At 73.5% G+C, this 24,597-nt stretch carries 23 protein-coding genes; 14 read left to right on the forward strand and 9 right to left on the reverse strand.

What is annotated here, in order from left to right; genetic code table 11:
- Nucleotides 1–3 precede the first annotated feature (3 nt).
- From AH6_RS24555 to AH6_RS24570, 4 genes are all read left to right on the forward strand, one after another.
- A complete protein-coding gene (locus tag AH6_RS24555; protein ID WP_067483868.1) occupies nucleotides 4–486 on the forward strand; it encodes an ATP-binding protein in 483 nt (160 codons plus the stop codon).
- Between the two features lie 556 nt (nucleotides 487–1,042).
- A complete protein-coding gene (locus AH6_RS24560; RefSeq protein ID WP_245679452.1) occupies nucleotides 1,043–3,562 on the forward strand; it encodes a sodium-translocating pyrophosphatase in 2,520 nt (839 codons plus the stop codon).
- 130 nt (nucleotides 3,563–3,692) lie between these two features.
- The gene (locus AH6_RS24565; RefSeq protein ID WP_067483870.1) at nucleotides 3,693–3,920 is read left to right on the forward strand and encodes a hypothetical protein; all 228 of its coding nucleotides are present in this window, start codon (nucleotides 3,693–3,695) and stop codon (nucleotides 3,918–3,920) included.
- Nucleotides 3,921–3,957: 37 nt separating this feature from the next.
- Nucleotides 3,958–4,425, forward strand: coding sequence for a SixA phosphatase family protein (locus AH6_RS24570; protein WP_157431682.1), 468 nt, complete (start codon nucleotides 3,958–3,960; stop codon nucleotides 4,423–4,425).
- A 5-nt stretch (nucleotides 4,426–4,430) separates the two neighbouring features.
- Here AH6_RS24570 and AH6_RS24575 read toward each other — a convergent pair whose 3' ends face one another.
- From AH6_RS24575 to AH6_RS24595, 5 genes are all read right to left on the reverse strand, one after another.
- Nucleotides 4,431–6,686: an FUSC family protein gene (locus tag AH6_RS24575; protein WP_067483872.1), complete on the reverse strand. Its 2,256-nt coding sequence runs from the start codon at nucleotides 6,684–6,686 to the stop codon at nucleotides 4,431–4,433.
- Between the two features lie 100 nt (nucleotides 6,687–6,786).
- Nucleotides 6,787–7,986: a phosphoserine phosphatase SerB gene (gene serB, locus AH6_RS24580; protein ID WP_067483874.1), complete on the reverse strand. Its 1,200-nt coding sequence runs from the start codon at nucleotides 7,984–7,986 to the stop codon at nucleotides 6,787–6,789.
- Between the two features lie 62 nt (nucleotides 7,987–8,048).
- The gene (locus AH6_RS24585; RefSeq protein WP_067483876.1) at nucleotides 8,049–9,074 is read right to left on the reverse strand and encodes an S-adenosylmethionine:tRNA ribosyltransferase-isomerase; all 1,026 of its coding nucleotides are present in this window, start codon (nucleotides 9,072–9,074) and stop codon (nucleotides 8,049–8,051) included.
- On the reverse strand, nucleotides 9,071–10,438 hold the full coding sequence (locus AH6_RS24590) for an MFS transporter (protein WP_067483878.1): 1,368 nt from the start codon (nucleotides 10,436–10,438) through the stop codon (nucleotides 9,071–9,073). The genes AH6_RS24585 and AH6_RS24590 overlap by 4 nt, the downstream gene beginning before the upstream one ends.
- Nucleotides 10,435–11,127, reverse strand: coding sequence for an SDR family NAD(P)-dependent oxidoreductase (locus AH6_RS24595; RefSeq protein WP_067483879.1), 693 nt, complete (start codon nucleotides 11,125–11,127; stop codon nucleotides 10,435–10,437). The genes AH6_RS24590 and AH6_RS24595 overlap by 4 nt, the downstream gene beginning before the upstream one ends.
- A gap of 319 nt (nucleotides 11,128–11,446) precedes the next feature.
- Between AH6_RS24595 and AH6_RS24600 the strand changes: the two genes are divergently transcribed.
- From AH6_RS24600 to AH6_RS24620, 5 genes are all read left to right on the forward strand, one after another.
- Nucleotides 11,447–12,592, forward strand: a complete 1,146-nt coding sequence (locus AH6_RS24600) for a GAF domain-containing sensor histidine kinase (protein WP_067483881.1) — start codon at nucleotides 11,447–11,449, stop codon at nucleotides 12,590–12,592.
- Nucleotides 12,589–13,275 carry a response regulator gene (locus tag AH6_RS24605; RefSeq protein ID WP_083983407.1) on the forward strand — a complete coding sequence of 229 codons (687 nt, stop codon included), beginning with the start codon at nucleotides 12,589–12,591 and terminating at the stop codon, nucleotides 13,273–13,275. The genes AH6_RS24600 and AH6_RS24605 overlap by 4 nt, the downstream gene beginning before the upstream one ends.
- Nucleotides 13,276–13,314: 39 nt before the next feature.
- Complete coding sequence (locus AH6_RS24610) at nucleotides 13,315–14,100, forward strand: PP2C family protein-serine/threonine phosphatase (protein WP_083983408.1); 786 nt, start codon at nucleotides 13,315–13,317, stop codon at nucleotides 14,098–14,100.
- 364 nt (nucleotides 14,101–14,464) lie between these two features.
- Nucleotides 14,465–14,911, forward strand: a complete 447-nt coding sequence (locus AH6_RS24615) for a DUF2752 domain-containing protein (protein WP_245679453.1) — start codon at nucleotides 14,465–14,467, stop codon at nucleotides 14,909–14,911.
- 90 nt (nucleotides 14,912–15,001) lie between these two features.
- Complete coding sequence (locus AH6_RS24620; RefSeq protein ID WP_067483885.1) at nucleotides 15,002–15,739, forward strand: RDD family protein; 738 nt, start codon at nucleotides 15,002–15,004, stop codon at nucleotides 15,737–15,739.
- Between the two features lie 205 nt (nucleotides 15,740–15,944).
- On the opposite strand, the gene AH6_RS24625 is transcribed toward AH6_RS24620, so the two are convergent.
- The gene (locus AH6_RS24625; RefSeq protein WP_067483929.1) at nucleotides 15,945–16,736 is read right to left on the reverse strand and encodes an Rv1486c family protein; all 792 of its coding nucleotides are present in this window, start codon (nucleotides 16,734–16,736) and stop codon (nucleotides 15,945–15,947) included.
- A gap of 89 nt (nucleotides 16,737–16,825) precedes the next feature.
- Between AH6_RS24625 and AH6_RS24630 the strand changes: the two genes are divergently transcribed.
- Nucleotides 16,826–17,614 (forward strand): ABC transporter ATP-binding protein, encoded by a 789-nt coding sequence (locus tag AH6_RS24630; RefSeq protein ID WP_067483887.1) that lies wholly within the window; start codon nucleotides 16,826–16,828, stop codon nucleotides 17,612–17,614.
- Nucleotides 17,615–17,673: 59 nt separating this feature from the next.
- Here AH6_RS24630 and AH6_RS24635 read toward each other — a convergent pair whose 3' ends face one another.
- Nucleotides 17,674–18,126 carry a MarR family winged helix-turn-helix transcriptional regulator gene (locus tag AH6_RS24635; RefSeq protein WP_174555117.1) on the reverse strand — a complete coding sequence of 151 codons (453 nt, stop codon included), beginning with the start codon at nucleotides 18,124–18,126 and terminating at the stop codon, nucleotides 17,674–17,676.
- A 97-nt stretch (nucleotides 18,127–18,223) separates the two neighbouring features.
- On the opposite strand from AH6_RS24635, the gene AH6_RS24640 reads away from it, so the two are divergent.
- The 3 genes from AH6_RS24640 to AH6_RS24650 all read left to right on the forward strand — a co-directional run bounded on the left by AH6_RS24640 (nucleotide 18,224) and on the right by AH6_RS24650 (nucleotide 20,356).
- Nucleotides 18,224–19,048: an alpha/beta fold hydrolase gene (locus tag AH6_RS24640; RefSeq protein WP_067483889.1), complete on the forward strand. Its 825-nt coding sequence runs from the start codon at nucleotides 18,224–18,226 to the stop codon at nucleotides 19,046–19,048.
- 116 nt (nucleotides 19,049–19,164) lie between these two features.
- Nucleotides 19,165–19,938 (forward strand): sulfite exporter TauE/SafE family protein, encoded by a 774-nt coding sequence (locus AH6_RS24645; RefSeq protein ID WP_067483892.1) that lies wholly within the window; start codon nucleotides 19,165–19,167, stop codon nucleotides 19,936–19,938.
- Nucleotides 19,939–20,116: 178 nt separating this feature from the next.
- Nucleotides 20,117–20,356: a DUF8836 family protein gene (locus tag AH6_RS24650; protein ID WP_067483899.1), complete on the forward strand. Its 240-nt coding sequence runs from the start codon at nucleotides 20,117–20,119 to the stop codon at nucleotides 20,354–20,356.
- 71 nt (nucleotides 20,357–20,427) lie between these two features.
- On the opposite strand, the gene AH6_RS24655 is transcribed toward AH6_RS24650, so the two are convergent.
- The gene (locus tag AH6_RS24655; protein WP_067483901.1) at nucleotides 20,428–21,348 is read right to left on the reverse strand and encodes a Rieske (2Fe-2S) protein; all 921 of its coding nucleotides are present in this window, start codon (nucleotides 21,346–21,348) and stop codon (nucleotides 20,428–20,430) included.
- A gap of 304 nt (nucleotides 21,349–21,652) precedes the next feature.
- Here AH6_RS24655 and AH6_RS24660 point away from each other — a divergent pair, with 304 nt between their 5' ends.
- A complete protein-coding gene (locus AH6_RS24660) occupies nucleotides 21,653–21,934 on the forward strand; it encodes a hypothetical protein (protein WP_083983409.1) in 282 nt (93 codons plus the stop codon).
- A 114-nt stretch (nucleotides 21,935–22,048) separates the two neighbouring features.
- On the opposite strand, the gene AH6_RS24665 is transcribed toward AH6_RS24660, so the two are convergent.
- Nucleotides 22,049–24,337, reverse strand: coding sequence for a molybdopterin oxidoreductase family protein (locus AH6_RS24665; RefSeq protein WP_083983410.1), 2,289 nt, complete (start codon nucleotides 24,335–24,337; stop codon nucleotides 22,049–22,051).
- Between the last annotated feature and the right edge of the window lie 260 nt (nucleotides 24,338–24,597).

A 24,597-nucleotide genomic window follows, 5' to 3' on the forward strand; every position in this document is an offset into this window, starting at 1 on the left:
CACATGGCGACCGTTGAGCTCTCATTCAGTGCGCTGCCCGTCCATGTCCGCACGGCCCGCCTGATCGTCACCGCCGTGGCCCGGCGCAGTGGCATCGACCAGGACCTGCTGGACGAGGTGCGGCTCGCCGTGGGCGAGGCCTGCTCCCGCGCGGTGGCGGCGCACCGTCGGCACTGCCCGGACGAGCCGGTGCGGCTGGAGTTGATCGACACCGACCACCGGTTCGAGGTCATCGTCAGCGACTCGGTCCCCGGCGACGACACCGCCGGACCCGGCGGCTCCGCGGCCCCGGCCGGCCTCCCCGAGGCCGGCGCGGCACGGGGCCTGGAGACGGCGGAGGACCTGGAGACCGCGCTCGACGACGGGTCGATGGACCTCGGGCTGGCCGTGATCGAGGGCCTGGCCGAGGACGTGGAGATCACCACGACCCCCAAGGGCGTCCAGATCCGCATGAGCTGGCCGTCCGCACCCGCTGCGACGTCCTAGCGCACCCCCCCGTCCCGAACGCGCCGAAGGCCCCGTCCCCGCAAGGGACGGGGCCTTCGCCGTGTCCGGGAAGCGGGGGGCGGTGGGCTCGGATGCGGTCTGGCGGTGGAAAACGCCGGTCCTGTCGGGCTCAAGGGGGCCCGGGTGCGGGCGGGGACGGTGATTATGAGATCGTCTTCTGAGCATTGGTGGGACGCCGTTATTCGGGTGGCGTCTATTAGGGTTTTCGGGGTGGCCGGATGGGGCCTGTGTGGCTGGTGTGAAAGAAATTCGTCGCCGTCAATGCTGATCCTGGCGATACTTCCCTACCTGTGCTCTGACCTGGCCTGATCGCTTCCGTGGCGAAGAATTGGGCAAAAATCAACGCCGGTCCGGTTGCGCTTTCGCGTCAACTCGATGAAATGCCGCCCGCCCTTCTCCTCGCCAGGCGGCCTGCGCGGACTCCCGGAACCCGCGCCATCGCGGAGAAAGTTCCAAATCCTCGCGCGCGGGGTACGCGGTAAAGATCGTCCTTTCTCTGGACGGTTCGATCCCACGCCCCTGTCGAGGAGGACGGATGTCTGGGCTTTCCCTGTCAAGCCCGGCCGGCGCAGAAGTGGATCTCGGCGGCGGCGACCTCACCCTGGTCGTCGTCGTCGCAGTGGTCGCGCTGCTGGCACTGGCCGTCGCCGCAGGTCTGGTACGCGAGGTGCTGGCCGCCGGCCAGGGCACCGACAAGATGCAGGAGATCGCGCGCGCCGTGCAGGAGGGCGCGCTCGCCTACCTGAGACGCCAGTTCCGCACGGTCGCGGTCTTCGTGGTCCTGATCCCGCTCGTCCTCCTGCTGCTGCCCGCCGACTCGACCGGGGAACGGATCGGCCGTTCGGTGTTCTTCGTCATCGGGGCGCTGTTCTCCGCGGTGACCGGGTTCGTCGGCATGTGGCTGGCGGTGCGCGGCAACGTCCGCGTCGCGGCGGCCGCCCGGGAGGAGGGCGGCGAGCGCAAGGCGATGCGGATCGCCTTCCGCACCGGCGGCGTGGCCGGGATGTTCACGGTCGGCCTCGGGCTGTTCGGGGCGGCCGTGGTGGTGCTGGCCTACAAGGGCGACGCGCCCAAGGTGCTGGAGGGCTTCGGGTTCGGCGCGGCGCTGCTGGCGATGTTCATGCGGGTCGGCGGCGGCATCTTCACCAAGGCCGCCGACGTGGGCGCCGACCTGGTCGGCAAGGTCGAGCAGGGCATCCCCGAGGACGACCCGCGCAACGCCGCCACGATCGCCGACAACGTGGGCGACAACGTCGGCGACTGCGCGGGCATGGCGGCCGACCTGTTCGAGTCCTACGCGGTCATGCTGGTGGCCGCACTGATCCTGGGCAGCGCCGCGTTCGGCACCGAGGGCCTGGTGTTCCCGCTGATCGTGCCGATGATCGGCGTGATCACCGCGGTGATCGGGATCTTCGCGGTGGCGCCGCGCGCCAGGGACCGCTCGGGCATGTCGGCGATCAACCGGGGCTTCTTCATCTCGGCGATCATCTCGGCGGTGCTGGTCGCGGTCGCGGCGTTCGTGTACCTGCCCTCCTCGTTCGCCGACCTGTCGGGCGTCTCCGACCAGGGCGTGCGCGGTCTGGACGCCGACCCGCGCTGGGTGGCGCTGGGCGCGGTGCTGATCGGCATCGTGCTGGCCAGCGCGATCCAGCTGCTCACCGGCTACTTCACCGAGACCAGCCGCAAGCCGGTCAAGGAGGTCACCGCCAGCGCCCGCACCGGGCCCGCGACGGTGATCCTGGCGGGCATCTCGCTCGGCCTGGAGTCGGCCGTCTACACCGCCCTGGTGATCGGCGGCGCGGTCTACGGGGCGTTCCTGCTGGGCTTCGGCAACACGACGGTGGCGCTGTTCGCGGTCGCGATGGCCGGGACCGGGCTGCTCACCACGGTCGGCGTGATCGTGTCGATGGACACCTTCGGGCCGGTCTCCGACAACGCGCAGGGCATCGCCGAGATGTCCGGCGACGTGCAGGGCGAGGCCGCGGCGGTGCTGGAGCGGCTGGACGCGGTCGGCAACACCACCAAGGCGATCACCAAGGGCATCGCGATCGCGACGGCGGTGCTGGCGGCGACCGCGCTGTTCGGCTCGTTCCGGACGACGGTGGTCAGCGCGCTCCAGAACGCCTCGCAGGACGCCAAGGACGCGCTGGGCTCGTTCGCGGACTTCAGCCTGTCGATCGACAACCCGAACGTGCTGATCGGCCTGATCGCGGGCGCCTCGGTGGTGTTCCTGTTCTCCGGCCTGGCGATCATGGCGGTGGGCCGGGCGGCCGGGCGGGTCGTGGTGGAGGTCCGCCAGCAGTTCCGCGACCACCCCGGGATCATGGACTACACCGAGAAGCCCGACTACGGCCGGGTGATCGACATCTGCACCCGGGACGCGCAGCGCGAGCTGGCCACGCCGGGTCTGCTGGCCATCCTGACGCCGATCGCGGTCGGCTTCGCGCTCGGGTACGCGCCGCTGGGCGCGTTCCTGGGCGGCGCGATCGCGGCCGGGGTGCTGATGGCGGTGTTCCTCGCCAACTCCGGCGGCGCGTGGGACAACGCCAAGAAGATGGTCGAGGAGGGCCATCTGGGCGGCAAGGGCAGCCCGGCGCACGAGGCCACGGTGATCGGCGACACGGTCGGCGACCCGTTCAAGGACACCGCGGGCCCGGCGATCAACCCGCTGATCAAGGTGATGAACCTAGTCGCGCTGCTGATCGCCGACGCCGTGGTCACCTACGCGGGCAACGTGCCGCTGCGCGTGGGCGTCACGGTGGGCGCGGTGGCGGTGGTGGTCGCGGCCATCGTCGTCTCCAAGCGGCGCGCCGACCCGATCGGCGCGGGCGAGGCGGGCGGCACGGAGGGCCCCGGGCGGGTCGCCGGGACGCCCGAGCCCGCCGCCGTCGGCGCGACCGGGACGGAGCGGGACGCGGGCGCGACGCCCGCCGCGCCCGCCGCCGAGCGCGTCGAGGCCGTCCCCGCCGCGGGAACGGCCGCGCCCGTCACGACCGAGAAGGCCGAGAACGGCAAGCCCGCCGTCGGCGGAGAGGCACCGCCCGAGAAGAAGTGACCCGAGGGATCCATCCCGCCCCCGTGCGCAGGGCCCGCGCGCGGGGGCGGGGTGTGTCCGGAGCGCGGGACGGCGGTCGTACGCTGTAGCGGGACGCGATGTCCCGCCCGGCACGGCAGGAGGCACGTGCGTGAGCGACAGGACGGAATCGTGGGCCAGGCGCCTGCTCGTCTTCGTGCTGGGGCAGTTCGGCATCGTCCCGGGCGACCGCCGTCGGCCGCCCGGCCAGGCAGGAGGCGTGAAGGTGAGCGGCGAGAAGAAGACGGTCTCGGGGCCCAAGGGCTTCGCCATCGTCCTGATCGGGATGCTCGGCATCATGGCGGTGCTGTGGGGGCTGGCGGCCCTGGTCGCGCCCTGAGCCGTCCGGCGTGGTCCGCGCGGGCTAGGGTGACGGCATGCCGACCCTCATCGTGCTGCGCCACGCCAAGGCCGTCGCCGGTCTCGGCGTCGTCGACTTCGACCGCCCGCTGGCCGACCGGGGGCGGCGCGACGCGGCCGCGACGGGCGACTGGTTGCGCGCCGAGGGCCTGGTGCCGGTCCTGGCGCTGTGCTCCACCGCCGTCCGGACCCGGCAGACCCTCGACCTGCTGGACCTCAAGACCGAGGTGAGCCACGAGGCGAGGCTGTACGACAACGAGCCCGAGATCGTGCTGGACCTGGTGCGCCAGACCGGCGACGACGTGGGAACGCTCCTGGTCGTCGGGCACAACCCGTCGACGCACCAGGTGGTGCACGACCTGACCGGCGACGCCCCGGAGTCCTTCCCGACCTGCGCCCTCGCGGTGATCGAGCTGACCGCCCCCTGGGCCGAGACCTGGCCCGGCGGCGGCGCGCTGACCACCTTCCGCACGCCCAAGGACTGACCCGCTCAGACCCCGGTCTCGGGGCGGGCCGCCTTGACGGACGCCCCGATCAGCTCGTCGGTGTCGCGGCGCAGGGCCCGCACCGCGTGGCGGGTGCCCGCCACCTGCAACAGGGCGTGCCGCAGCGGCGTGAACTCGTCGGTCCCCACGCCCGCCTTCACCTCGGCGCGGCGACGCCGGGCCAGGCCCGCCAGGTGCCGGTCGAGGTCGGCGAACTCCTCCTCCAGCCGCTCGGCAGGGGACGGGGCCGCCTCGCCCTGCGGCGGGTCGGTGTCCTCCAGCTCGGCGGCGGCCTCCTCCAGCCGGTCGGCCAGGCGGTCCAGGATCTCGGGGATGGGCCCCGCGTCCACCTCCTCCTCGCGGGACAGGCGGCCGATCGCGATCAGGTGGTCGCGGACGCGGTGCGCGCCGCGCACGATCGCGCGCAGCTCGGCGATCCGCGCGGCGTCGGGCACCCGCTCCTCGCCCAGCCGCTTGCGGGTGGCGGCGACGCTGTCGGTGGCGTCCTCGGCGGCGCTGGTGGTGTCGAAGGGGAGCCGGTCCAGCTCGCCCTCCACCAGCCGGGAGGTGGCGCGGGTCAGGTCGGCGTGCGCCGACAGCAGGCGGCCGAGCTGGAGCGGGAGGCGCTCGGCGTGCCCGGTCGGCCACAGCAGCCGGACGGCCAGGAACACCAGCACGCAGCCCGCCAGCGTCAGCAGGATGCGCTCCCCGGCGGCGGTCCAGTCCGAGGGCGCGGAGAAGTCCAGCAACATCATCGCGAGCGGCGTGCCGAACAGCGCCCAGTAGGCGAAGTTGACCGGCCGCAGCGCGAACCCGGCCAGCGCGAACGCGAACAGGATCAGCGCCGCGGTGACCTGGCCGGGCGCCAGCGCGAGCAGCACCGCCGCGATCGCCGAGCCCGCCGCGGTGCCGCCGACGCGCTGCGCGAGCCGCGTCATGGTCTCGCCGTAGGTGCCGCGCAGGCTCTGCATCACGGTGATCGTCATCCAGTGGCCGTGCGCCAGCTTCAGCGCGGCCGAGAGCGACATCGCCACCGCCACGGCCAGGCCGACCCGGCCGACCTGCCGGAAGCCCGGCGAGCGGGTCCGCACGGCCCGGCCCATCCGCGCCCACGCCGACAGCGGGTGCACGCCGGGCAGCGGGCGGGGCGGGCCGACGCCGATGCGCAGCCCGCCCGCGACGATGCGGCGCGCGCCGTCCACGCCCGCCGTCACCCGGTCGAGGGAGCGGCGGATCTGGCCGATCAGCGCGGCGGCGACCAGGTCCTCGTCCCCGGCCAGCCCGGCGCGGCGGATCTTCTCGCTCTGCCGGGCCAGCCGCCGCACCGCCGCCGACTCCAGGTCGCCGAGCGGGGTCTCGCCCGCCGTGGCGACCGCGCCCGCCAGCAGCCGCAACCGCGCGGCCAGCGCGGAGACCGCGACGTGCGCCTCCATCTCCCACTCCCGGCGCGGCGGATGCCTGCGGGCGGCCTCGATCAGCGACTGGAGCGCGACGGTCTCGTGCATGATCCGGGCCAGCGCGTCCACGAACCGTTCGGGCCGCGACGGCTCGTCGCCGCCGGGCGGCCGGTAGAAGCCGACGGTGCCGCGCGCCGCCCCCAGGGCGCGGGCGGCGGCGCGGCGGCGCTCCGACCAGTACGGCTGGCGCGCCACCGTCGCCAGGTCGGGATCGTCGACCTCCAGGGCCCGGACGGCGTCGTCGTCAGATGCCGTGGTGCTCTCGGCGACCGCGTCCAGCGCCTCGGCGACGGCCTCGGCCGCCTCGGCGAGCGCCGCCTGCAACGGCCGCATCCGCCGCGCGGGCCACGGCGCGAGCAGCAGCACGCTCACCCACAGGCCGCCGAGCAGCTCCAGGAACCCGTTGTAGACGACGTCGTCGGTCGCGGGCCGGACGGCGGTCATCAGCACCGCCAGCGCGGCCGTCGGCCCGATCCACGAGATCATGCTGCCCAGCGCCACGATCGGCGGGACCACCAGCACCGTCAGCCAGGCGTGCCCGGCGAGGTGCCCGCCGACGGTCGCGCCCACCGTCACCACCAGCACGGCCCCGGCGAGGTTGCGGGCCCGCGCGCCGTAGGGGCCCTCGGGCGCGCGCAGCGCCACCAGGTACGCGCCGAGCGCGATCATCGCGCCCTGCGCGGCGCGGCCGGTGAGCGCCCCGGCGACCAGCGGCACGGCGAGGGCGAGCGCGGAGGCCAGGCCGTAGAAGGGCGCGGCGCGCCCGTCGATCCGGGCGTACGCCTCCCGCGCACGCTGCAGCACCGGCCGTCTCCCCCCGCGTGTCCCGCCTCGGTCGTACCCGGAAACGGGGCGGACGGATCACCTCAAGGGCGGCCGGATCAGGTGGGAACGGTCACGCGGGTCAGCGCGGGTCGGCGGCGTCGGCCGCCTCGATCTCCTCGCGGGAGATGCCCAACAGGAACAGGATCGTGTCGAGGTAGGGCACGTTGACGGCGGTGTCGGCGGCCTGCCGCACGACGGGCTTGGCGTTGTAGGCGACGCCGAGCCCGGCGGCCTGGAGCATGTCCAGGTCGTTGGCGCCGTCGCCGATCGCGACGGTCTGGCTGACCGGGACCCCGGCCTCGCGGGCGAAGCGCTCCAGCGCGGCGGCCTTGCCCGCGCGGTCGATGACGGGGCCGACCACGCGGCCGGTCAGCTTGCCGTTCTCGATCTCCAGCGTGTTGGCGGCCGAGTAGTCGATGCCGAGGTCGTCGACCAGCGCGTCGGTGACCTGGGTGAAGCCGCCGCTGACGATGGCGAACTTGTAGTCGAGCCGCTTGAGCGTGCGGACCATGGTGCGCGCGCCGGAGGCGAGCTGCACCTCGCGCCGCACGTCGTCGATGGCGCCCGCGTCGAGCCCGGCCAGCAGCGCGACGCGCTCGCGCAGTGAACCCTCGAAGTCGAGTTCGCCGCGCATGGCGGCCTCGGTGACCTTGGCGACCTCGTCGAGGCAGCCCGCGTGCTCGGCCAGCAGCTCGATGACCTCGCCCTGGATGAGGGTGGAGTCGACGTCCATGACGATCAGCCGCTTGGCGCGGCGGTGCAGCCCGGCGTGCTGGACGGCGACGTCGACCTGCTGCTCGGCGGCCTCCTTGGCGAGGTCGGCGCGCAGCGCGTCGGGGTCGGCGCCGGAGACGTCCAGCTCGATGCAGGTGACCGGGTAGTGCGCCAGGCGCTCGATGCGGTCGATGTTGGCGCCGCCGGCGGCGATGCGGCCGGAGATCCCGGCCATCGCGGCGGGCTTGAGGGGCGCGCCGAGCACCGTGACGTGGAGCCGGCCGCGGCGGCGCGGCAGCCGCTTGTCGCGGCCGGTGGACAGCTCCACCTCCATGTCGAGGTCGCCCGCGACGCGTTCGGCGGCGGCCCAGACCTGCCCGATGTCGGCGCCGTCGGAGTAGGCGACCAGGACGCCCAGCACGAGCCGGCCGCGGATGACGACCTGCTCGACGTCGGCGACGGTGACGGGGAACTCGGCCAGCGTGGTGAACAGGCGCGAGGTGACGCCGGGGCGGTCGCGGCCGGTGAGCGTGATGAGCAGCGTGCGCTGTGGTGAGCCGTCCATGCTGCTCACCACGGTACCGGTCCGTCGGCGGCGTTGTGTGCGACGTCCAGCATCCGGACGTGTCAGGGCAGGAACAGGGTGAGGTCGCCGAACTCGTGCCAGCGGTAGCGCTCGGCGAGGGCGGCGCGGTAGGAGGCGGCGAGCAGGTCGCGGCCCGCGACGGCGGTGAGCATCAGCAGGTGGGAGGAGCGGGGCTCGTGCAGGCCGGTGAGCAGGCCGTCCACGGCGGCGACGCCGCGTTCGGGGGTGACGACGTGCTCGGTCCAGCCGTACGCCGCGCGCACCCGGCCGCCCGCGGCGGCGGTCTCCAGAGCGCGCACGACGGTGGTGCCGACCGCGACGACGCGACCGCCGCGGGCGCGCACGTGCTCGACCAGCCCGGCGGTGGGGGCGGGCACCTCGTAGCGTTCGGGATAGGGCGGCTCGTGGGCCTCGGGGGAGGCGACGCCGGTGTGCAGGACCAGCGGGGCGATCAGCACGCCGCGCGCCACCAGCCGGGTGACCAGCTCGGGCGTGAACGGGCGCGCCGCGCTCGGCATCTCCGCGCCGCCCGCCGAACGGTCCAGCGCGAACGCCGTCTGGTAGGCGTCCACCGGCTGCTCGCGGGGCACGTACCCGTACCGGATCGGCACGCCGTGGCGGCGCAGGTAGGGCACCACGTCGGTGGAGAGGCGGGCCTGCCAGAGCCGTTCGGTGCGGCGCTCCTCCAGGGCGAGGGTCGCGCCGCCGGGCATCGGGATCCACTCGCCGGGGCAGCCGCCCGCGTAGGGGAGGGTGGCCTTCCCGGCGCGGCGGCGCAGCTCCACCAGCCAGGACCGCTCGTCGCCGCCCGGCACCGGTGTCGAGAAGTGCACGGCGATCCTGTCCAGGTGCACGGCGGCGGGCAGCGTGGCGGAGGTGTTGACCACCAGCAGGTCGCCGGGGCGCAGGAGCTCGGGCAGGTCGCCGAACATCCGGTGGGCGACCTCGCCGGTGGCGCGGCGGGCCACCAGCAGGCGGACGCCGTCGCGGGGCGTGCCGTGGGCCTCGGGCGGCTCGTGGGCCTCCAGGTCCGGGGGCAGGACGAAGTCGAGGGCGGTCTCGGTCATTTCTTGGCCTCCACGCGCAGGGCGGCGACGATCGCGATGGCGGCGATCGCGGCGAACAACGTCCCGGCGACGGCCAGGCCCAGTTCGAGCCGGTCGGTGCCGAAACCGGTGACCAGCGCGCCCGCCAGGCCGACCACCAAGGACGAGCCGAGGGTGTCGCTGATCTGGAGGGCCGACGTGTTGACGCCCTGCTCGGCCTCGGGCGACTGGTTCAGCAGCAGCAACGACAGGCTGCCGACCGCGAAGCCCATGCCCGCGCCGCCCAGGATCCAGGCGGGCGCGGCGGCCCAGCCCGACAGCTGTAGCGCGAGGGTGACACCAGCGATACCAACGGTGACCAGAATCGCGCCCAGCAGCACGAACGTGCCGCGCGAGCGGGTGGAGCGGCCCTGGATCTGCGAGGCCGCCGACCAGCCGAGCGCCGCGACCGTCAGCACGACCCCGGCCTGGACGGGGGTGAAGCCGTGCACGGAGGTCAGGGCCAGCGGGATGAACACGTCGGTGCCGAAGAACGCGCCCGACATCAGCCCGCGCACCAGCACGACGCTGGGCAGGCCGCGCCGCATCCGGAGCGTTCCGGCGGGCAGCAGCTTCACCAGGCCGTAGGCGAGGCCCGCGAGCGCGGCGAGGACGACCGGGATCATGAGCCAATCAGGCCGCCCCAGGGCGTACAGCAGGGCAGCGGCACCCGCCGAGACGGCGACCGCCGCGACGTAACGACTCCGGTCGGCGGGAGCCTGCGGACCCTCACTTCGCTCGATGCCGCGCAACGCCGGAACCAGCATCAGCGCGGGCGGCACCACCAGCGGGATCAGCCCGAGGAACACCCAGCGCCAGCCCGCGTGCTGGGCGACGAACCCGCCGACCGCCGGGCCGATCAGCGACGGCAGCACCCACGCGGCCGACAGTGCGGCGAACACGCGGGGCCGCAGCGCGTCGGGGTAGACGCGGGCGATCACGACGTAGAGGGCGACCAGCGAGACGCCGGTGCCGAGCCCCTGCACGGCGCGCCCGGCGACGAACGCCCACATGGTGGGGGCCGCGCCCGCGACCACGAGGCCCGCGACGAACGTGACCAGTCCCGTCATGAGCGGTCGGGCGGGCCCGGAACGGTCCACCCAGCCGCCCGCCAGGACCGTGGCGAGCAGGCTGGCGATCAGGGTGGCGCTGAACCCCCACGAGTAGAGGCCGAGCCCGTCCAGATCGCGGGCCACCACCGGCATCACGGTGCCGACGGACATCGACTCGAAGGCGAGCAGCGTGACGACGAGCACGATGCCGAGCGTGGGCGCGCGGTACCGCCCGTCCAGCACGGTGACCTTGGGCTCGGAAGCCGGCGCGGAGGACTCCAGAATCGTGGTCATCGACCGTCTCCCGCCAGATCGGCGGCCCGGTAACGACCGCTGGGAAGCCGCTCAGCGACCAGGCGGAGCAGCCGACCGGCCGCCTCCTCAGGCGGCGGCGCGGCATCGGCGTCCTCGCCGGCGGCACGCAACATGTCGGTGCGCATCTCGCCCGGATCGGCCCACCAGACCCGCACGTCCGGCTCCTCGACGGCCAGGACACCGGAGATCTGATCCAGGGCGGCCTTGGTGGCGCCGTAGCCGCCCCAGGTGGGGTAGTGCTCACCGCCAGCGTCGGAAGTGATGTTGAGAATGGCCCCCCGCCGCTCCCGAAGGGAAGGAAGGAGGCCCTGGACAAGAGCGAGCGGCGCGATGACGTTGGCGTCAAAGGCGGCAACGAGATCAGGCAAGGGCTGCTCAGCAAGCGTGGGCAGCGGAACGGTGCCAAGAGTCCCGGCATTGTTGACGAGCAGATCGAGCCCGCCCAAGCCAACAACAGCCCGAAGCAACTCAGCACGATGCGCGGAATCAGTGACGTCCCCGGGAACGACGGTGACCCGCTCCCATTCCCCAGCGGCCCGGTTGAGCGCCCCAGCATCCCGAGCATCAACGATCAGATGCCACCCGGCACGCCCCAACCCAACCGCCAGGGCACGCCCCAACCCCCGAGAGGCCCCGGTGACAAGCGCGATCCGACGAGTAGTGGTCATACCGGAAAACTAATGATCAAGCGGCCCCCCGCACATCGGCCGCGAAGCCCCCAAGAACCAAGACCTTGGTCCTAGGACCCGTCTGAAGCCCCCCAAAAACCCCAGCCGCCACGCGAGTGACGAACTGGTCCGGCGGGGGCAAGGCCGAAGGCGAGCCCCCGCAGGACCAGATCGCGAAGCGATGTGGCACTCGCCCAGGCACGGTCAGGGTGCGAGCCGCTAGGCGAGCGCCCTGGGCCGGGACGCCATAAACACAGTACGGTCTTCACAGTGAGCGCCGGAGTCGCTCGCCGGTGGAGGAAAGGCCGGACGGACCGCGATGGGCAGTCAGCGCGTGACCTGCGAGGAGCCGCCGGGGTCGAACGCGGCCCTGCGCGCGGTCAGCGCCGCCGTCCTCGCCGTCACCCGGCACCTGTCGGTGCACGAGGTCTTCCAGGTCATCGTGCGGGCCGCCGCCGACCTCCTGGACGCCCGCTACGCCGCGCTCGGCGTGCCCGACGACGAGGGCTCGTTCGCCGAGTTCGTGGTGGAGGGCGTCTCCGACGAGGACTGGGAGGCGATCGGCCCGCTGCCGCGCCAGCACGGGATGCTCGCGGCGATGTTGCGCGACGACGTGTCCCTGCGGGTGGCCGACATCCGCAAGGAGGACGGCTTCGAGGGCTGGCCGAGCGCGCACCCGGTGTTGAAGGACTTCCTGGGCGTGCCGATCCGCGACGGCGAGCGGGTGCTCGGCATCCTGTTCCTGGCCAACAAGCGGGTGCCGGGCGGGTTCACCGAGGGCGACGAGGAGCTGCTGACGCTGTTCGCGGCGCACGCCGCCATCGCGATGACCAACGCCCGGCTGTACGAGCACAACCGCGAGCTGACCGTCGTCGCCGAGCGCAACCGGCTGGCGCGCGAGCTGCACGACGCCGTGGCGCAGAAGTTGTTCTCGTTGCGGCTGACCGCCCAGGCCGCCGCCGCGCTGGCCGACCGCGACCCCGTCCGCACCGTCGCCGAGCTGGACCAGGTGGAGCGGCTGGCCGCCGAGGCGCTGGCCGAGCTCCGCGCGGTGATCTTCGAGCTGCGCCCGGCGGACCTCGCCGACGGCCTGGTGCCCTCGCTGCGCAAGCACGTGGAGGTCCTGGACCGTGCCTACGAGACGACGGTGCGCTTCGACGCGTCCGGCACGGTGGTGCTGCCCGAAGAACAGGAGGCGGTGCTGTTCCGCGTGGCGCAGGAGGCGCTCTACAACGCGCTGCGGCATGCCGGGGCGCGCCGCGTCGAGGTCCGGATCGGCGCGGGACGGGAGCGGGTGGAGCTGGCGGTGGCCGACGACGGGACGGGCTTCGGCGACGGCGAGGACCCGCAGGGCGGCCTCGGCCTGGCGTCGATGCGGGACCGCGCGCGCTCGATCGGCGGCACACTGTCGATCGACACCTCGCCCGGAGCGGGGACGACCGTACGACTGGAGGTGCCCCTGTGAGGCGGGAGAGCACCGCGCCACGCCCGGCCGGCGCGCCGCCGGAACGGGCGATCCGGGTGCTGATCGCCGACGACCATCCGATCGTGCGGCAGGGCCTGCGCACCTTCCTCGGCGTGCAGGCCGACATCGAGGTGGTCGGCGAGGCGGAGGACGGCGTGTCGGCGGTGTCGCTGGCCGAGTCGCTGGAGCCCGATATCGTGCTGATGGACCTCAAGATGCCGGGCGCCGACGGTCTGGCCGCGCTGACGGAGCTGCGGGCTCGCGGGGTCCGGGCTCGGGTGCTGGTCCTGACCAGCGTCACCGAACGTGGGCACGTGCTGCCGGCTGTACAGGCGGGAGCGGCTGGGTATCTGTACAAGGACGTCGAGCCGCGCGCGCTCGTGCAGGCGATCAAAGCGGTCCACGATGGGCATGTCCTCCTCGCGCCCGACGCCGCCGAGGCGATGGTGCGCGCGGAGCAGGCCGGAACCGACGAGCGCGGGCCGGCGACGTTGACCGAACGGGAGCGGGAGGTGCTCGTGCAGATCGCGCGGGGCAGGTCCAACCGGGAGATCGCGCGTGCGCTGGTGGTCTCGGAGAAGACGGTCAAGACCCATGTCAGTAATCTGCTCATGAAACTCGGAGTACAGGATCGGACGCAGGCGGCGTTGTACGCCGTCCGTCACGGACTCGCCGGCGACTGAGACATCAACTCCTCCGACAGGATCGTCATCGAAATCGGTATGAACGTAGCAATCAGGTACGCAGCAGGCAGTGACATCGGGTGCAACCGGGAGAACAACGAGGACTCGGGCTACGCCGGTGCGCGGTTGATCGCGGTCGCCGACGGCATGGGCGGTTACGCCGGCGGCGAGGTCGCCAGCTCCACCGTCATCGGCTCGCTGCGCTCGCTGGACACCGACGCCCCCAATGACGATCTTCTGGACGGCCTGGGCCGCGCGGTCGCCGAGGCCAACGAGAAGTTGCGCATCGTCCGCGAGGAGCGGCCCGACCTCAGCCGGATGGGCACCACGCTCACCGCGATGTTGTGGGACGGCACGTCGGTCGCGCTGGCGCACATCGGCGACTCGCGCGGCTACCTGCTGCGCGACGGCGAGCTGTTCCAGATCACCCAGGACCACACCATGGACGAGCTGCTCAAGGCCGAGGCCGAGCAGCAGGGCGGCACGGCCGACCCGGCGGAGACGTCGCGGTTGTCGCACGTGTTGTACCGGGTGCTGGACGGCCGCGCGGACCGCGAGCCGGACCTGCGGCTGCGCGAGGCGCGGCTCGGCGACCGGTACCTCTTGTGCTCGGACGGGCTGAGCGGGCCGGTGGACGCGCAGACCATCTACGAGGTGTTGTCGGCGGAGGCCGACCCGGCGCGGGCGGTGGCGCGGCTGATCCAGCTGGCGCGCGACAACGGCGGCCCGGACAACATCACCGCGGTGGTGGCCGACGTGGTGGAGGCCGAGCACCTGACCGACCCGGGCGGCGCGCTGGTGGTCGGCGCCGCGGGCCAGTCCTGACGGTCGGTTCGCACGGCCGGTCGGCGCGGTCGGTTCGCACGGTCGGTCGGCGTGGCCGGTCGGCGCGGGCGGCCTGACGGGACGGCCTGACGGGCGGTCCGCCGGGAGGGCCCGACGGCGGTCCGGCGCGCGCGTAACGTCTTCAGGCGGCGTTCAGCCTGGTGGAGGCGAACATCACGGTCCGGCGAACTGTGCCCGAAAAACCCGAATGCTCGTCTGGTTTGTCCTACCCTGACCCGTGAGGTGGTGTGGCTCACGCGCCAGGTAACGGTCCCATCGCGGATGACCTCCTGGTCTTGACCCGCCTCAGGGTGCACCCGATATACGGGTCACTCGGACGTAAGTCAGGAGGCGGAGGATTCAGGTGGGGGGAGCGCCCGGGACCGCGGTCGCCGGTGCATCGCAGGGCACGCCCGGCGGCGTGCTCGGCCGAACCCTGGACACCGCGCGGCACGGCCCGATGGGCGTGCTGCTGCGGATCGCGGCGATGGCCGGAGCGGCCGTCGGCGCGGCGTGGATCCACCGTGTCAACGACCCCGGTGTGCTGTGCCCCCTGCGGGCGATCACCGGCGTTCCCTGTCCCCTGTGCGGTGGTACGACCGTGTTCATCGAGCTGGGTGCGGGCCGTCCGGTCCAGGCCCTGCTGGCGAACCCGGTGGCCCTCGCCGGCGCGCTCGGCGTCGCCGTCGCGCCCGTCGCCAGGGACCGGTGGCTGGCACTGCGGCCCAGGACCCGGTCCTGGCTGATCGGTGCCGCCCTCGTAGGGGCGGAAGTGTGGCAACTGGCCAGGCTGGGCCTCCTGCGAGTTTGAGCCGTCGTCCGTCGTCGGCCAGACTTCGCGGAGCCTTCCGGGTCCGGCGGGCGTCACACAACCACAGGGTCAACCAATGAAGGAGCAAGTGTGGGTAACCCCTACGACCCGTATGGCCAGCAGCAGCCGGGCTACGGGCAGCAGCAGCCCGGGTACGGCCAGCAGCAGCCCGGGTACGGACAGCCCCCCGCGCAGCCCGGTTACGGCCAGCCTCCGGCGCAGCCGGGCTACGGTCAGCCTCCGGCGCAGCCCGGGTACGGACAGCCCCCGGCACAGCCCGGTTACGGCCAGCCGCCCGCGCAGCCCGGTTACGGCCAGCCTCCGGCGCAGCCGGGTTACGGCCAGCAGCCGGCTCAGCAGGGCTACGGGCAGCAGCAGCCCTACCAGGAAGTGCACCACCACCACTACGGCTCGACGGGGCAGCTCGCCGAGTGGGGATCGCGGGTGGGCGCCTCGCTCATCGATGGCCTGGCGTTCTTCTCCGTTCCCGGCATCATCTACTTCATCGGCTACATGATGCTCGCCAACGGCTCGGGGCTGGGCGGCCTGCTGGTGCTCGTCGGTCTCATCGGCTACGCCGCGGCCGGCATCTACCTCATCTACATGGAGGGCACCACCGGGCAGACCCTCGGCAAGAAGCAGATGGGCATCCGGCTGGTCGGCGCGCAGACTGGGCAGCCGATCGGCTTCGGCGGCGCGTTCCTGCGCCGCATCGCGCACATCGCCGACGGCTTCGCCTGCTACATCGGCTTCCTGTGGCCGCTGTGGGACGAGCGCAAGCAGACCTTCGCCGACAAGATCTGCAACACGCTGGTCGTCCGCTCCTGAGGGACGGATTCGAGTCGAACGGGCGTCCTCGCGATCACGCGGGGGCGCCCGTCGCCGTTCCGGCGAAAGGCGCGCGGGCCGTCAGCGTGCGAGTCGATGTGCGAGCCGTCAGCGCGGAGCCCGTCAACGTGCGAGCCGATGCGCCGACGCCGACCGTTAGTACGTGGGGCGCGTCAGCGCGCGGGATCCGTGCGCGCGGGGGCCGTCAGCGCGCGTGGTCGAAGGCGCTGTTGCAGGCCGCCACCAGTGCCCGCCGCACCGCCCCGTCCAGCGACCGCAGCGCCGCGTCGCGCCGCTGGACCTGGTCGGAGGTCAGGCCGCGCGCGTCCATCCGCCGCGCCAGGTCCACCACCAGCGACAACCGTGCCGCCAGCGCCCCCACCCGGTGCGCGCGCTGCGGGTATCCCGGGGCCAGCGGATGGTCGTCGCGTTCCGGGTCGCGCAGGTCGACCAGGGCGTCGGCGATCTCCGGCGGGACGCCCGCCACGTCGTCCACCGCCAGCAGCGCCTCGGTCGCCTCCCGCATGGTGAGCATGAGCCCCCGGTCGGCCTCGGCCAGCGACGGCACGTCCGGCTGGGCGGGCGAGGCGTCGTGCATCTCCCAGCGCAGTCCCACGTACGACGAGCCGCGCCGGTCGACGGCCGGGACCAGACCGATCGCACGGGTCGGCAGCGTCAGCACCACGGCGGCCTCCGCCTCCAGCGCCGCGCGGTTGAAGTCGGGCGGGCCGGTCAGGCCGAGCGGGTCGCCGGGCGCGGGCAGCGCGAGCCGGAACGCGGTCAGCCCGCCGACCCGCAGGTCGCCCAGGCCGCGCCGCAACGACACCTCGGCCGGATCGCCGCCGAGGACCTGCGGGCCGGCCAGCAGTTCGACCGCGTCCACCGCCTCGTCCAGCCCCACGTGGCCGGTCAGCCAGACGTTGCCCCACGCGACCAGCGCGGTCGCCGCGTCACGGGCGTCGTTGTCGGTCGAACCTCGCCGAGACCCTGCGTCCATGCCGTCCACCATAAGTGCTCCCCATCGCATAGGTTCTTATCCGACGATCGGATCACCTGGGAACATCGGATAGGGGACAAAGGCGCGCGATGGCCGGCGAGGTACTGCGACTCCGCGGTGTAGGGGTCAAGCGCGGGGGGTCCGACCTGCTGCGCGATGTCACGTGGACGGTGAACGAGGGCGACCGGTGGGTGATCGTCGGGCCCAACGGCGCGGGCAAGACGACGCTGCTGCAGGTGGCGGCGGCGCTGCTGCATCCCAGCGCCGGGCGGGTGGAGATCCTGGAGGAGGAGATCGGCCGCACCGACGTGTTCGAGCTGCGGCCGCGCATCGGCATCGCCAGCGCCGCGGTCGCCGAGCGCGTCCCGGCGGGGGAGAAGGTCATCGACCTGGTGCTGACCGCCTCGTACGCGATCCTGGGCCGCTGGCGGGAGGAGTACGACTCCACCGACCTCGGGCGCGCGGTGGCGCTGCTGGAGGCGCTGGGCTGCGCCGACCTGATCAAGCGGGACTTCGACACGTTGTCGGAGGGCGAGCGCAAGCGGGTGCAGATCGCCCGCGCGCTGATGCCCGACCCCGAGCTGCTGCTGCTGGACGAGCCCGCCGCCGGGCTCGACGTCGGCGGCCGCGAGGACCTGGTCGACCGCATCGGCCGGCTCGCCGAGGACCCGGACGCCCCCACGACGGTGATGGTCACCCACCACGTCGAGGAGGTGCCCGACGGGTTCACCCACGCGCTGCTGCTGCGCAGGGGCGAGGTCGTCGCGCAGGGCAAGGTGGACGAGGTGTTCACGCGCGAGCACCTGACGGCGTGCTTCGGGGTGCCGCTGACGGTGGACCGGCAGAACGGCCGCTGGTACGCCCGCGTGGCCCGCTGACGCAAGCCCGTCGACCGACCGCCGCGCCGCCCTTGTGACGGCGCGGCGGCAGTAGGTCCTTAGTCGCGCAGCCGGGCGACCGCCTCCGGTGTCAGGTGCCGGGCGAGTTCCTCCAGCAAGGCGGCCACCTGCGCGACGCGCTGCGGGTCGTCGGTCCCCAGGGCCGTCGCGAGCGCCGCGTCGACGGGGACCGACCTGACCTCCTCCACCCGCTCGGAAGCCGCGGGCGCGGGCCGGACGAGCAGCCGACGCCGGTCGCGGGGGTCCGGGTCTGTGCTCACCGCGCCCGCCTCGCGCAGCCGGGCGACCGCCCCCGACACCGCGCTCTGCGGCAGGCCGGTCCGGGCGGCGATCTCCCCGACGGCGCTGCCCGGGTGCGCCCGCACGTCGCCGGCCACGATCAGGACCGTGCGCACGCTGGTGGAGTGCCGCCCGATCCCCTCGGTGGGCAGGGCCTCCTCGCCGATCTTCATCAGGGTCCGGCCCAGCAGGAACAGCTCGACTCCGTTCATGCCGCCAATTTACATCATTTCTGATGCATCAGTCTTGATGTATCAAGTTTGATGCTTTATCTTCGGTGGGGACGGCACCGACCGAGAGGACCCCAAGATGGACACCACGACGGGCACGTTCCTGCACGTTCCGGACGCCACGCTCTACTACGAGGTCCGCGGCACCGGACCGCTGCTGCTGATCTCGCAGAGCGGCGAGGGCGACGCCGGGCGCAGCACCGACCTGGTCGACCACCTCGCCGCCGACCACACCGTCATCACCTACGACCGGCGCGGCCTGTCCCGCAGCGTCCCCGACGACCCCGCCCGAGGCGTGACCCTGGCCCAGCACGCCGACGACGTGAGCCGCCTGCTGGCCGAGCTGACCGACGAGCCGGTCCCCATGCTCGGGTGCAGCCTGGGCGCATCCATCGGCCTCCACCTGGCCGTCTCCCACCCCGGCCGGATCAGCACGCTCATCGCCCACGAGCCCGTCACGCCCCGGCTGCTGCCCGCCGACCAGCGCGCCCACCACGAGCACGAGTTGGAGCACATTCAGCGGATCCACCGCCGCGACGGCCTCGCCGCGACCTTCAAGGTCATCGCCGAGGCGCTGGGCATCGACCCGGCCGGGGCCGAGGCCGAGCCCGACCTCACGCCGCAGCCCATGACCCCGCAGCGGGTGGCCAACTTCGCCTTCTTCGTCGAGCACGACTTCACCGCGATCGTCCGCGACACGCTCGACGTCGCCGCGCTCAAGGACGTCCCGACGCGCATCGTCCCGGCCGCCGGCCGCGCCACCCCGCCCGGCGTGTTCGACCGCGCGTGCGCCGCCGCGCTGGCCGACCTCGTCGGCGCGGACCTGCGGACCTTCCCCGGCGGCCACAACGGCAACACCAGCCACCCGCGCGCCTACGCGGCCCGCCTCCGCGAACTCCTCTGAGCCGGTGGAGCAAAGGGGACCGTTCCATCGATAAGGCCCCCGACCGTCGCGCGCACCCCGGCCTTCCCTACCATCGGGGAACGGTACGGAAAACGTAAAGGCTGAGGTGGGCGCAGGTGGAAGTGCTGGAGGCGGCCGCGATCTTCGGGGCCGGGATCGCCGCGGGCGGTATCAACACCATCGTGGGCTCCGGCTCGTTGATCACCTTCCCGACCATGGTGGCGCTCGGCTTCCCGCCGGTCGTGGCGAACGTCTCCAACAACATCGGCCTGGTGCCGGGCTCGGTCACCGGCGCCTACGGCTACCGGCAGGAGCTCAAGGGGCAGCAGGGCCGGCTGCTGCGGCTGGGCAGCGCGTCCATGCTGGGCGCGCTGGTCGGCGCGACGCTGCTGCTGGGGCTGCCCGCCGAGGCGTTCCAGGTCATCGTGCCGGCGCTGATCGTGATCGCGCTGATCCTGGTGGTGGTGCAGCCGCGCGTGCAGAAGTGGGTGTTGTCCCGCCGCGAGAACCACAGCCCGCACGGCGGTCCCTGGTTGTGGGCGGGCGTGCTGGGCGCGGGCATGTACGGCGGCTACTTCGGGGCCGCCCAGGGCATCGTGCTGATCGCGCTGCTCGGCATCGCGCTGGACGACGACCTCCAGCGCGTCAACGCGGCCAAGAACGTGCTGTCGGCCATCGTGAACGGCTCGGCGGCGGTGTTGTTCATCGGGATGTCGGTGTTCTCCGACACCAGGATCGACTGGCTGGCGGTGCTGCTGATCGCCGTGGGGTCCACGCTGGGCGGCCTGCTGGGCGCGAAGGTGGGCCGCCGTATCCCGCCGTTGGTGCTGCGCGGGGTGATCGTGGTGGTGGGCCTCGTTGCGCTGGTCGTGATGCTGACCGGCGACTGACCGCCGCTCCGGGGCGTTGTGCCCTCCGCCGGAGGCTTCTGGTCCCTGCCCGCCTCATCTCTCCCCGTGCTGCGGTCGCCCGCCCGCAGCCGGGGACGTTCGTCCCCTTCTCACGGTTGAACGGCACCTTTGCCGGGTATAATTCGAATATACGTTCGACAATGTAGGAGCGCGGCCGATGAAGGGCGACAGGGTCGAGATCGTGATCGACGCGGGCGGCGAGGGCACCCGCAACTACGAGGTCGTGGCCACCCGCGCGGGGCGCCGGGTGGAGATCGCCACCCGGCGCGGCGTGGTGGAGGTCAGCGAGGTGACCCGCACCGGCACCCAGGTGCGGACCGCGCGGTTCATGGCGAGCCGCGTCCTGGCGCTGGTCGAGTACCCGATCGCCGACGAGCAGGGCGAGGGCGAGGAGTAACCGGGGCGGCGGACACGTCGCACAACGGGAAGGGCCCGGACCGCAGGCGGTCCGGGCCCTTCGCCACGAGATCAGGAGGCCGGGCGCACCTGGACCGTGCCGTCCTCCAGCACGCGGCTCTCGAACGCCGGCTGGCGGCCGGTCGCCGGGCCGTGCACCACCGAGCCGTCGTCCACCCGGAACGTGCTGCCGTGCCACGGGCACACCACGCACAGGTCGGCGTTGTCGTCGGTGATGACGCGGCCCTGGTGGAGCGGGCCCGCCAGGTGGCTGCACCGGTCGGCCAGCACGTGGACGTCGTCGCCGGTGCGCAGCACGAATAGGCTGATGTAGCCCAGCCGGCGCTGCACCGGCCACCCGTCGGGCAGCTCGTCGACCGAGCACAGGTCGTGCCAGCCCAGCGGCACCAGGTGCGCCACCTGGTCGGCGTGGCTCGCCCCGGCGGCCTGCCGGAACGCCAGGTGCCCGCCCAGGTAGCCGCCCACCATCAGCGCGCCCAGGCCCGCGTACCCCAGGCCCTTGCCCGCGCCGTCGTAGCCGCGGGTCCGGGCGACCAGCGACGCGCTGTAGAGCAGCGTCGCGGTCGTGGTGCCCATGGCGTGGACGAGGCCGACGCGCTGCTGCTCGCGGTGCAGCGCCGACCAGTCGGCGAGCCCGGTGAGCGCCGTGGGGACCGCCCCGGCGAGCCCGGCGCCGACCAGGACCTGCGCGGCGCGGCGGGTGCCGGGCAGCAGGTCCAGGACGGCCACCGAGATCCAGGCGCCCATCGGCAGGTCGGTGAGCGGCGGGTGCGCCGGGTGCCCGGCCGGGACGCCGTGCAGCACGTCCTTCACCGGCCCCTTGGGCAGCGCGCGCCGCACCGCCGTCGACAGCGTGCGGGCCGCGCGGTCCAGGCCCCGGGCGTGCTCCAGCCCCTCGGTCAGCTCCACCAGGCCGGAGGCGGCCTGGGGCCGCCCGCCACGCCGGAAGATCTTGCTCGCCCGTCGGTTCATGTCCCTCCTCGGGTGCGTGCATCCGGTACCGATAACGACGGCCTCAACGGGACGCTCGGTGCGACACTAGTCTCCGTGATCACTCGCGGCCACCCGAGGGGAGGGGTTCGCGACCGCCCGGGGCCCCGCCCGCGGGCCGTCCGGTGGTTCGGCGAGTTCTCGGCGCGCACCCACGGTGCCAGGTACCTACCAAAGGGTAAGGCCGCCTAAACCAGCAGGACCGGGCACGGGACACTGCCTTCTCCGGAACGGGGCCATCGCATACAGTGAGGTCGACCGCACGCGACCGGACGAGCCGATCATCATGGACGTGCCCCCGCCCCCGCCGCCCGCCCCCGCCGCCAGAGGGCCGCAGCCGCCGACCCTGACCCGTGAGTCACTGATCGCCGACATCGAGGCGCGCTTCCCCGGCTGGGGCGCCTGGCACAGCGACGCCCACCGCTGGTGGGCGTTCCGCACGAGCGCCGATCCGCTGACCATCGACCAGATCCGGGCCGGATGCCGGTTGCTGGTCCAGGCCGACACCCACGCCGAGTTGTGCCGGGCGATCTCCGCCGAGATCGAGTCGGCCCGCCGCGCCGCCTAGGGCCGCCGGGACCGCGCGCCGCGCCGTCGGACGCCAGGGGACGCGGCGCGCGGTCGGACGTCACGAGCGCGCGGTGCCGCCGGACGCCGAGGGGCGCGGTGCGCCGCCGGACGTTCAGGTGACGGGTGCCACGGTCACCGGCACGCCGTTGAAGACGGCGTTGCCCGACAGCGGGTCGATCTCCTGCTCGTCGGTGACGGCGTTGACGTTCACGCCCGCGTTGCGCGCCGCGACCCGCGCGCGGGTGCCCGGCAGGGCGTGGCCCCAGCCGTGCGGCAGGCTGACGACGCCCGGCATCAGCGCGTCGGTGGGCTCGGCGGTCGCCTCCAGCTCGCCCGCGCGGGAGGTGACGCGCACCCGGTCGCCCGCCGCGATGCCGAGGCGGCCCGCGTCGTCGGGGTTGAGCTGGAGGGTGCAGGTGTTGGAGCCGCGCACCAGCTCGGGGACGTTGTGCAGCCAGCTGTTGTTGGAGCGCAGGTGGCGGCGGCCGATCAGCACCAGTTCGGGCGCGGGCCCGTCCAGGGAGGCGCGCAGCCGGGCGGTGTCGGCGGCGAACGGCGGCGGGCACAGCTCGATCCGGCCGGAGGCGGTGCACAGCACCTCCGCCAGGCGGGGCCGCAGCGCGCCCAGGTCGATACCGTGCGGGTGCTCGGTGCGCAGCCGGTGCAGGGTGAGCCCGGCGGGGTCGGCGCCGAAGCCGTCGCCGTAGGGGCCGAGGCGCACCATCATGTCCAGGCGCTGCTCGACGGTGGAGGCCCCCTGCTCGGCGAGGATCTCGCGCAGCTCGCCCGGGTCGCGGCCGTGCACCGGCGAGCCCGCCATGGCCACGGCCTTGCCCAGCGTGGAGCCGATGATCATCTCGTCGAGGGCCTCGGGGGTGCCGTCCAGGCCGGAGGCGAGGACGGCGAGGCGCGCCAGGATCTCGGCCTCGCTCGGCCGCCCCTCCGGCAGCGGGGAGACCGGCGGCGAGTAGCGCGCGTAGTCGCGGACCGCGAAGCCGAGCAGGGCGAGCGGGAAGTGCGGGCTCTGCGTGGGCCGGGGCGGCGGCAGGATGACGTGCGCGTGCCGGGTGGTCTCGTTCAGGTAGGGGTCCACGCTGACCATGAACTCCAGCCCGGCGAGCGCGGCGTCCAGGCGGGCCGCGCCCGGGGCCGACAGCGCGGGGTTGCCGCCGATGGTGATCAGCGCCCTGATCTGGCCGTCTCCCGGCGTGGTGATCTCGTCGGCGAGGGTGGCGACGGGGAACTCGCCGTTCACCTCGGGCAGGCCGCGCACGCGGCTGTGGCGGCGGCCCGTGGTGAAGGGGCGCTTGCGCCGGTAGGCGGGGAGCGGGGCGGGCTTGGGGAACATGGCGCCGCCGGGCCGGTCCAGGTTGCCGGTCAGGACGTTCAGGACGTCCACCAGCCAGCTCGCGAGGGTGCCGAACGCCTGCGTGCAGGTGCCGATGCGGCCGTAGACGGCGGCGCGCTCGGCGGCGGCCAGCTCGCGGGCCAGGCGGCGGGTGGTGTCGGCGGGCACGCCGGTGACGGGCGCGACGCGCTCGGGGGAGAAGTCGTCGGCCAGGGCACGGAGGTCGGCCAGGCCGTTGACGTCCTGCGGCGGCGTGGCCAGGCCCTCGTCGAACAGCGTGTGCACCAGCGCCATCAGCAGGTGCGCGTCGGTGCCGGGCCGGACGAACACGTGCTCGTCGGCGAGCGCGGCGGTGCGGGTGCGGCGCGGATCGACCACGGTGACCTTGCCGCCGCGCGCCCGGATCGCCTTCAGCCGGCCGGGGAAGTCGGGCGCGGTGCAGAGGCTGCCGTTGGACTCCAGCGGGTTGGCGCCCAGCATCAGCAGGTGGCCGGTGCGGTCGAGATCGGGCACCGGGACGGCCATGGGGTCGCCGAACAGGTGGCCGCTGCTGACGTGCTTGGGCATCTGGTCGGCGGTGCTGGCGGTGTAGACGTTGCCGGTGCCGAGCGCCTTGATGATCGCGCCGCCGTAGAGGGGCGCGGCGACCGTGTGGGCGGAGGGGTTGCCGAGGTAGACCGCGACCGCGTCGGGGCCGTGCTCGTCGACGATCCGGCGCAGCTCGCGGCCGACGGTGGCGAAGGCGGTGTCCCAGTCACCGGGCGCGTGCCCGTCCGGGCCACGGAGAAGGGGCTCGGCGAGACGGTCGGGGTCGCCGTCGAGGCTGCCGAGGGTGGCGCCTTTGGGGCAGAGGAAGCCTTTGCTGAACGGATCGTCGCGGTCGCCGCGCACACCGATGACAGTCCCGGCGTCGTCGAGGGTGAGCTCCAGGCCGCAGAGGGCCTCGCAGAGCGGGCAGGTCCGGTGGGCCGTCCTGGTGCCCGCGCCGCCGGACGGAGGGGGAGGGGACAGGTCAACATCGCGGGCCGTGTCGCGGGCCGTGTCGCGGGCCATGGACGCTCCTTCGCCGGGGGCTCCATCATTGCGCGGTCAATCACCGGGCCGCCATGATCTCTTTGTTTGTGTAGCGATCGCTAAAGGATTTTGCTGGTAGCCGTCCTGCCCGGGACCGCTGAACTGTTCATGCTGGTGCCGACGTTGACGCTGGCGGTCGGGCGCGGGGCGCGGGGTTGGTGGGCTTCTGGATGCTTCTGGATCAACCCCGCGCGGGCTGGGTTGGTGGTTGGGCGCGGGGTTGGGGTTGGTGGGCCTGT

Source organism: Actinomadura hibisca NBRC 15177 (assembly GCF_001552635.1).
Taxonomy (GTDB): domain Bacteria; phylum Actinomycetota; class Actinomycetes; order Streptosporangiales; family Streptosporangiaceae; genus Spirillospora; species Spirillospora hibisca.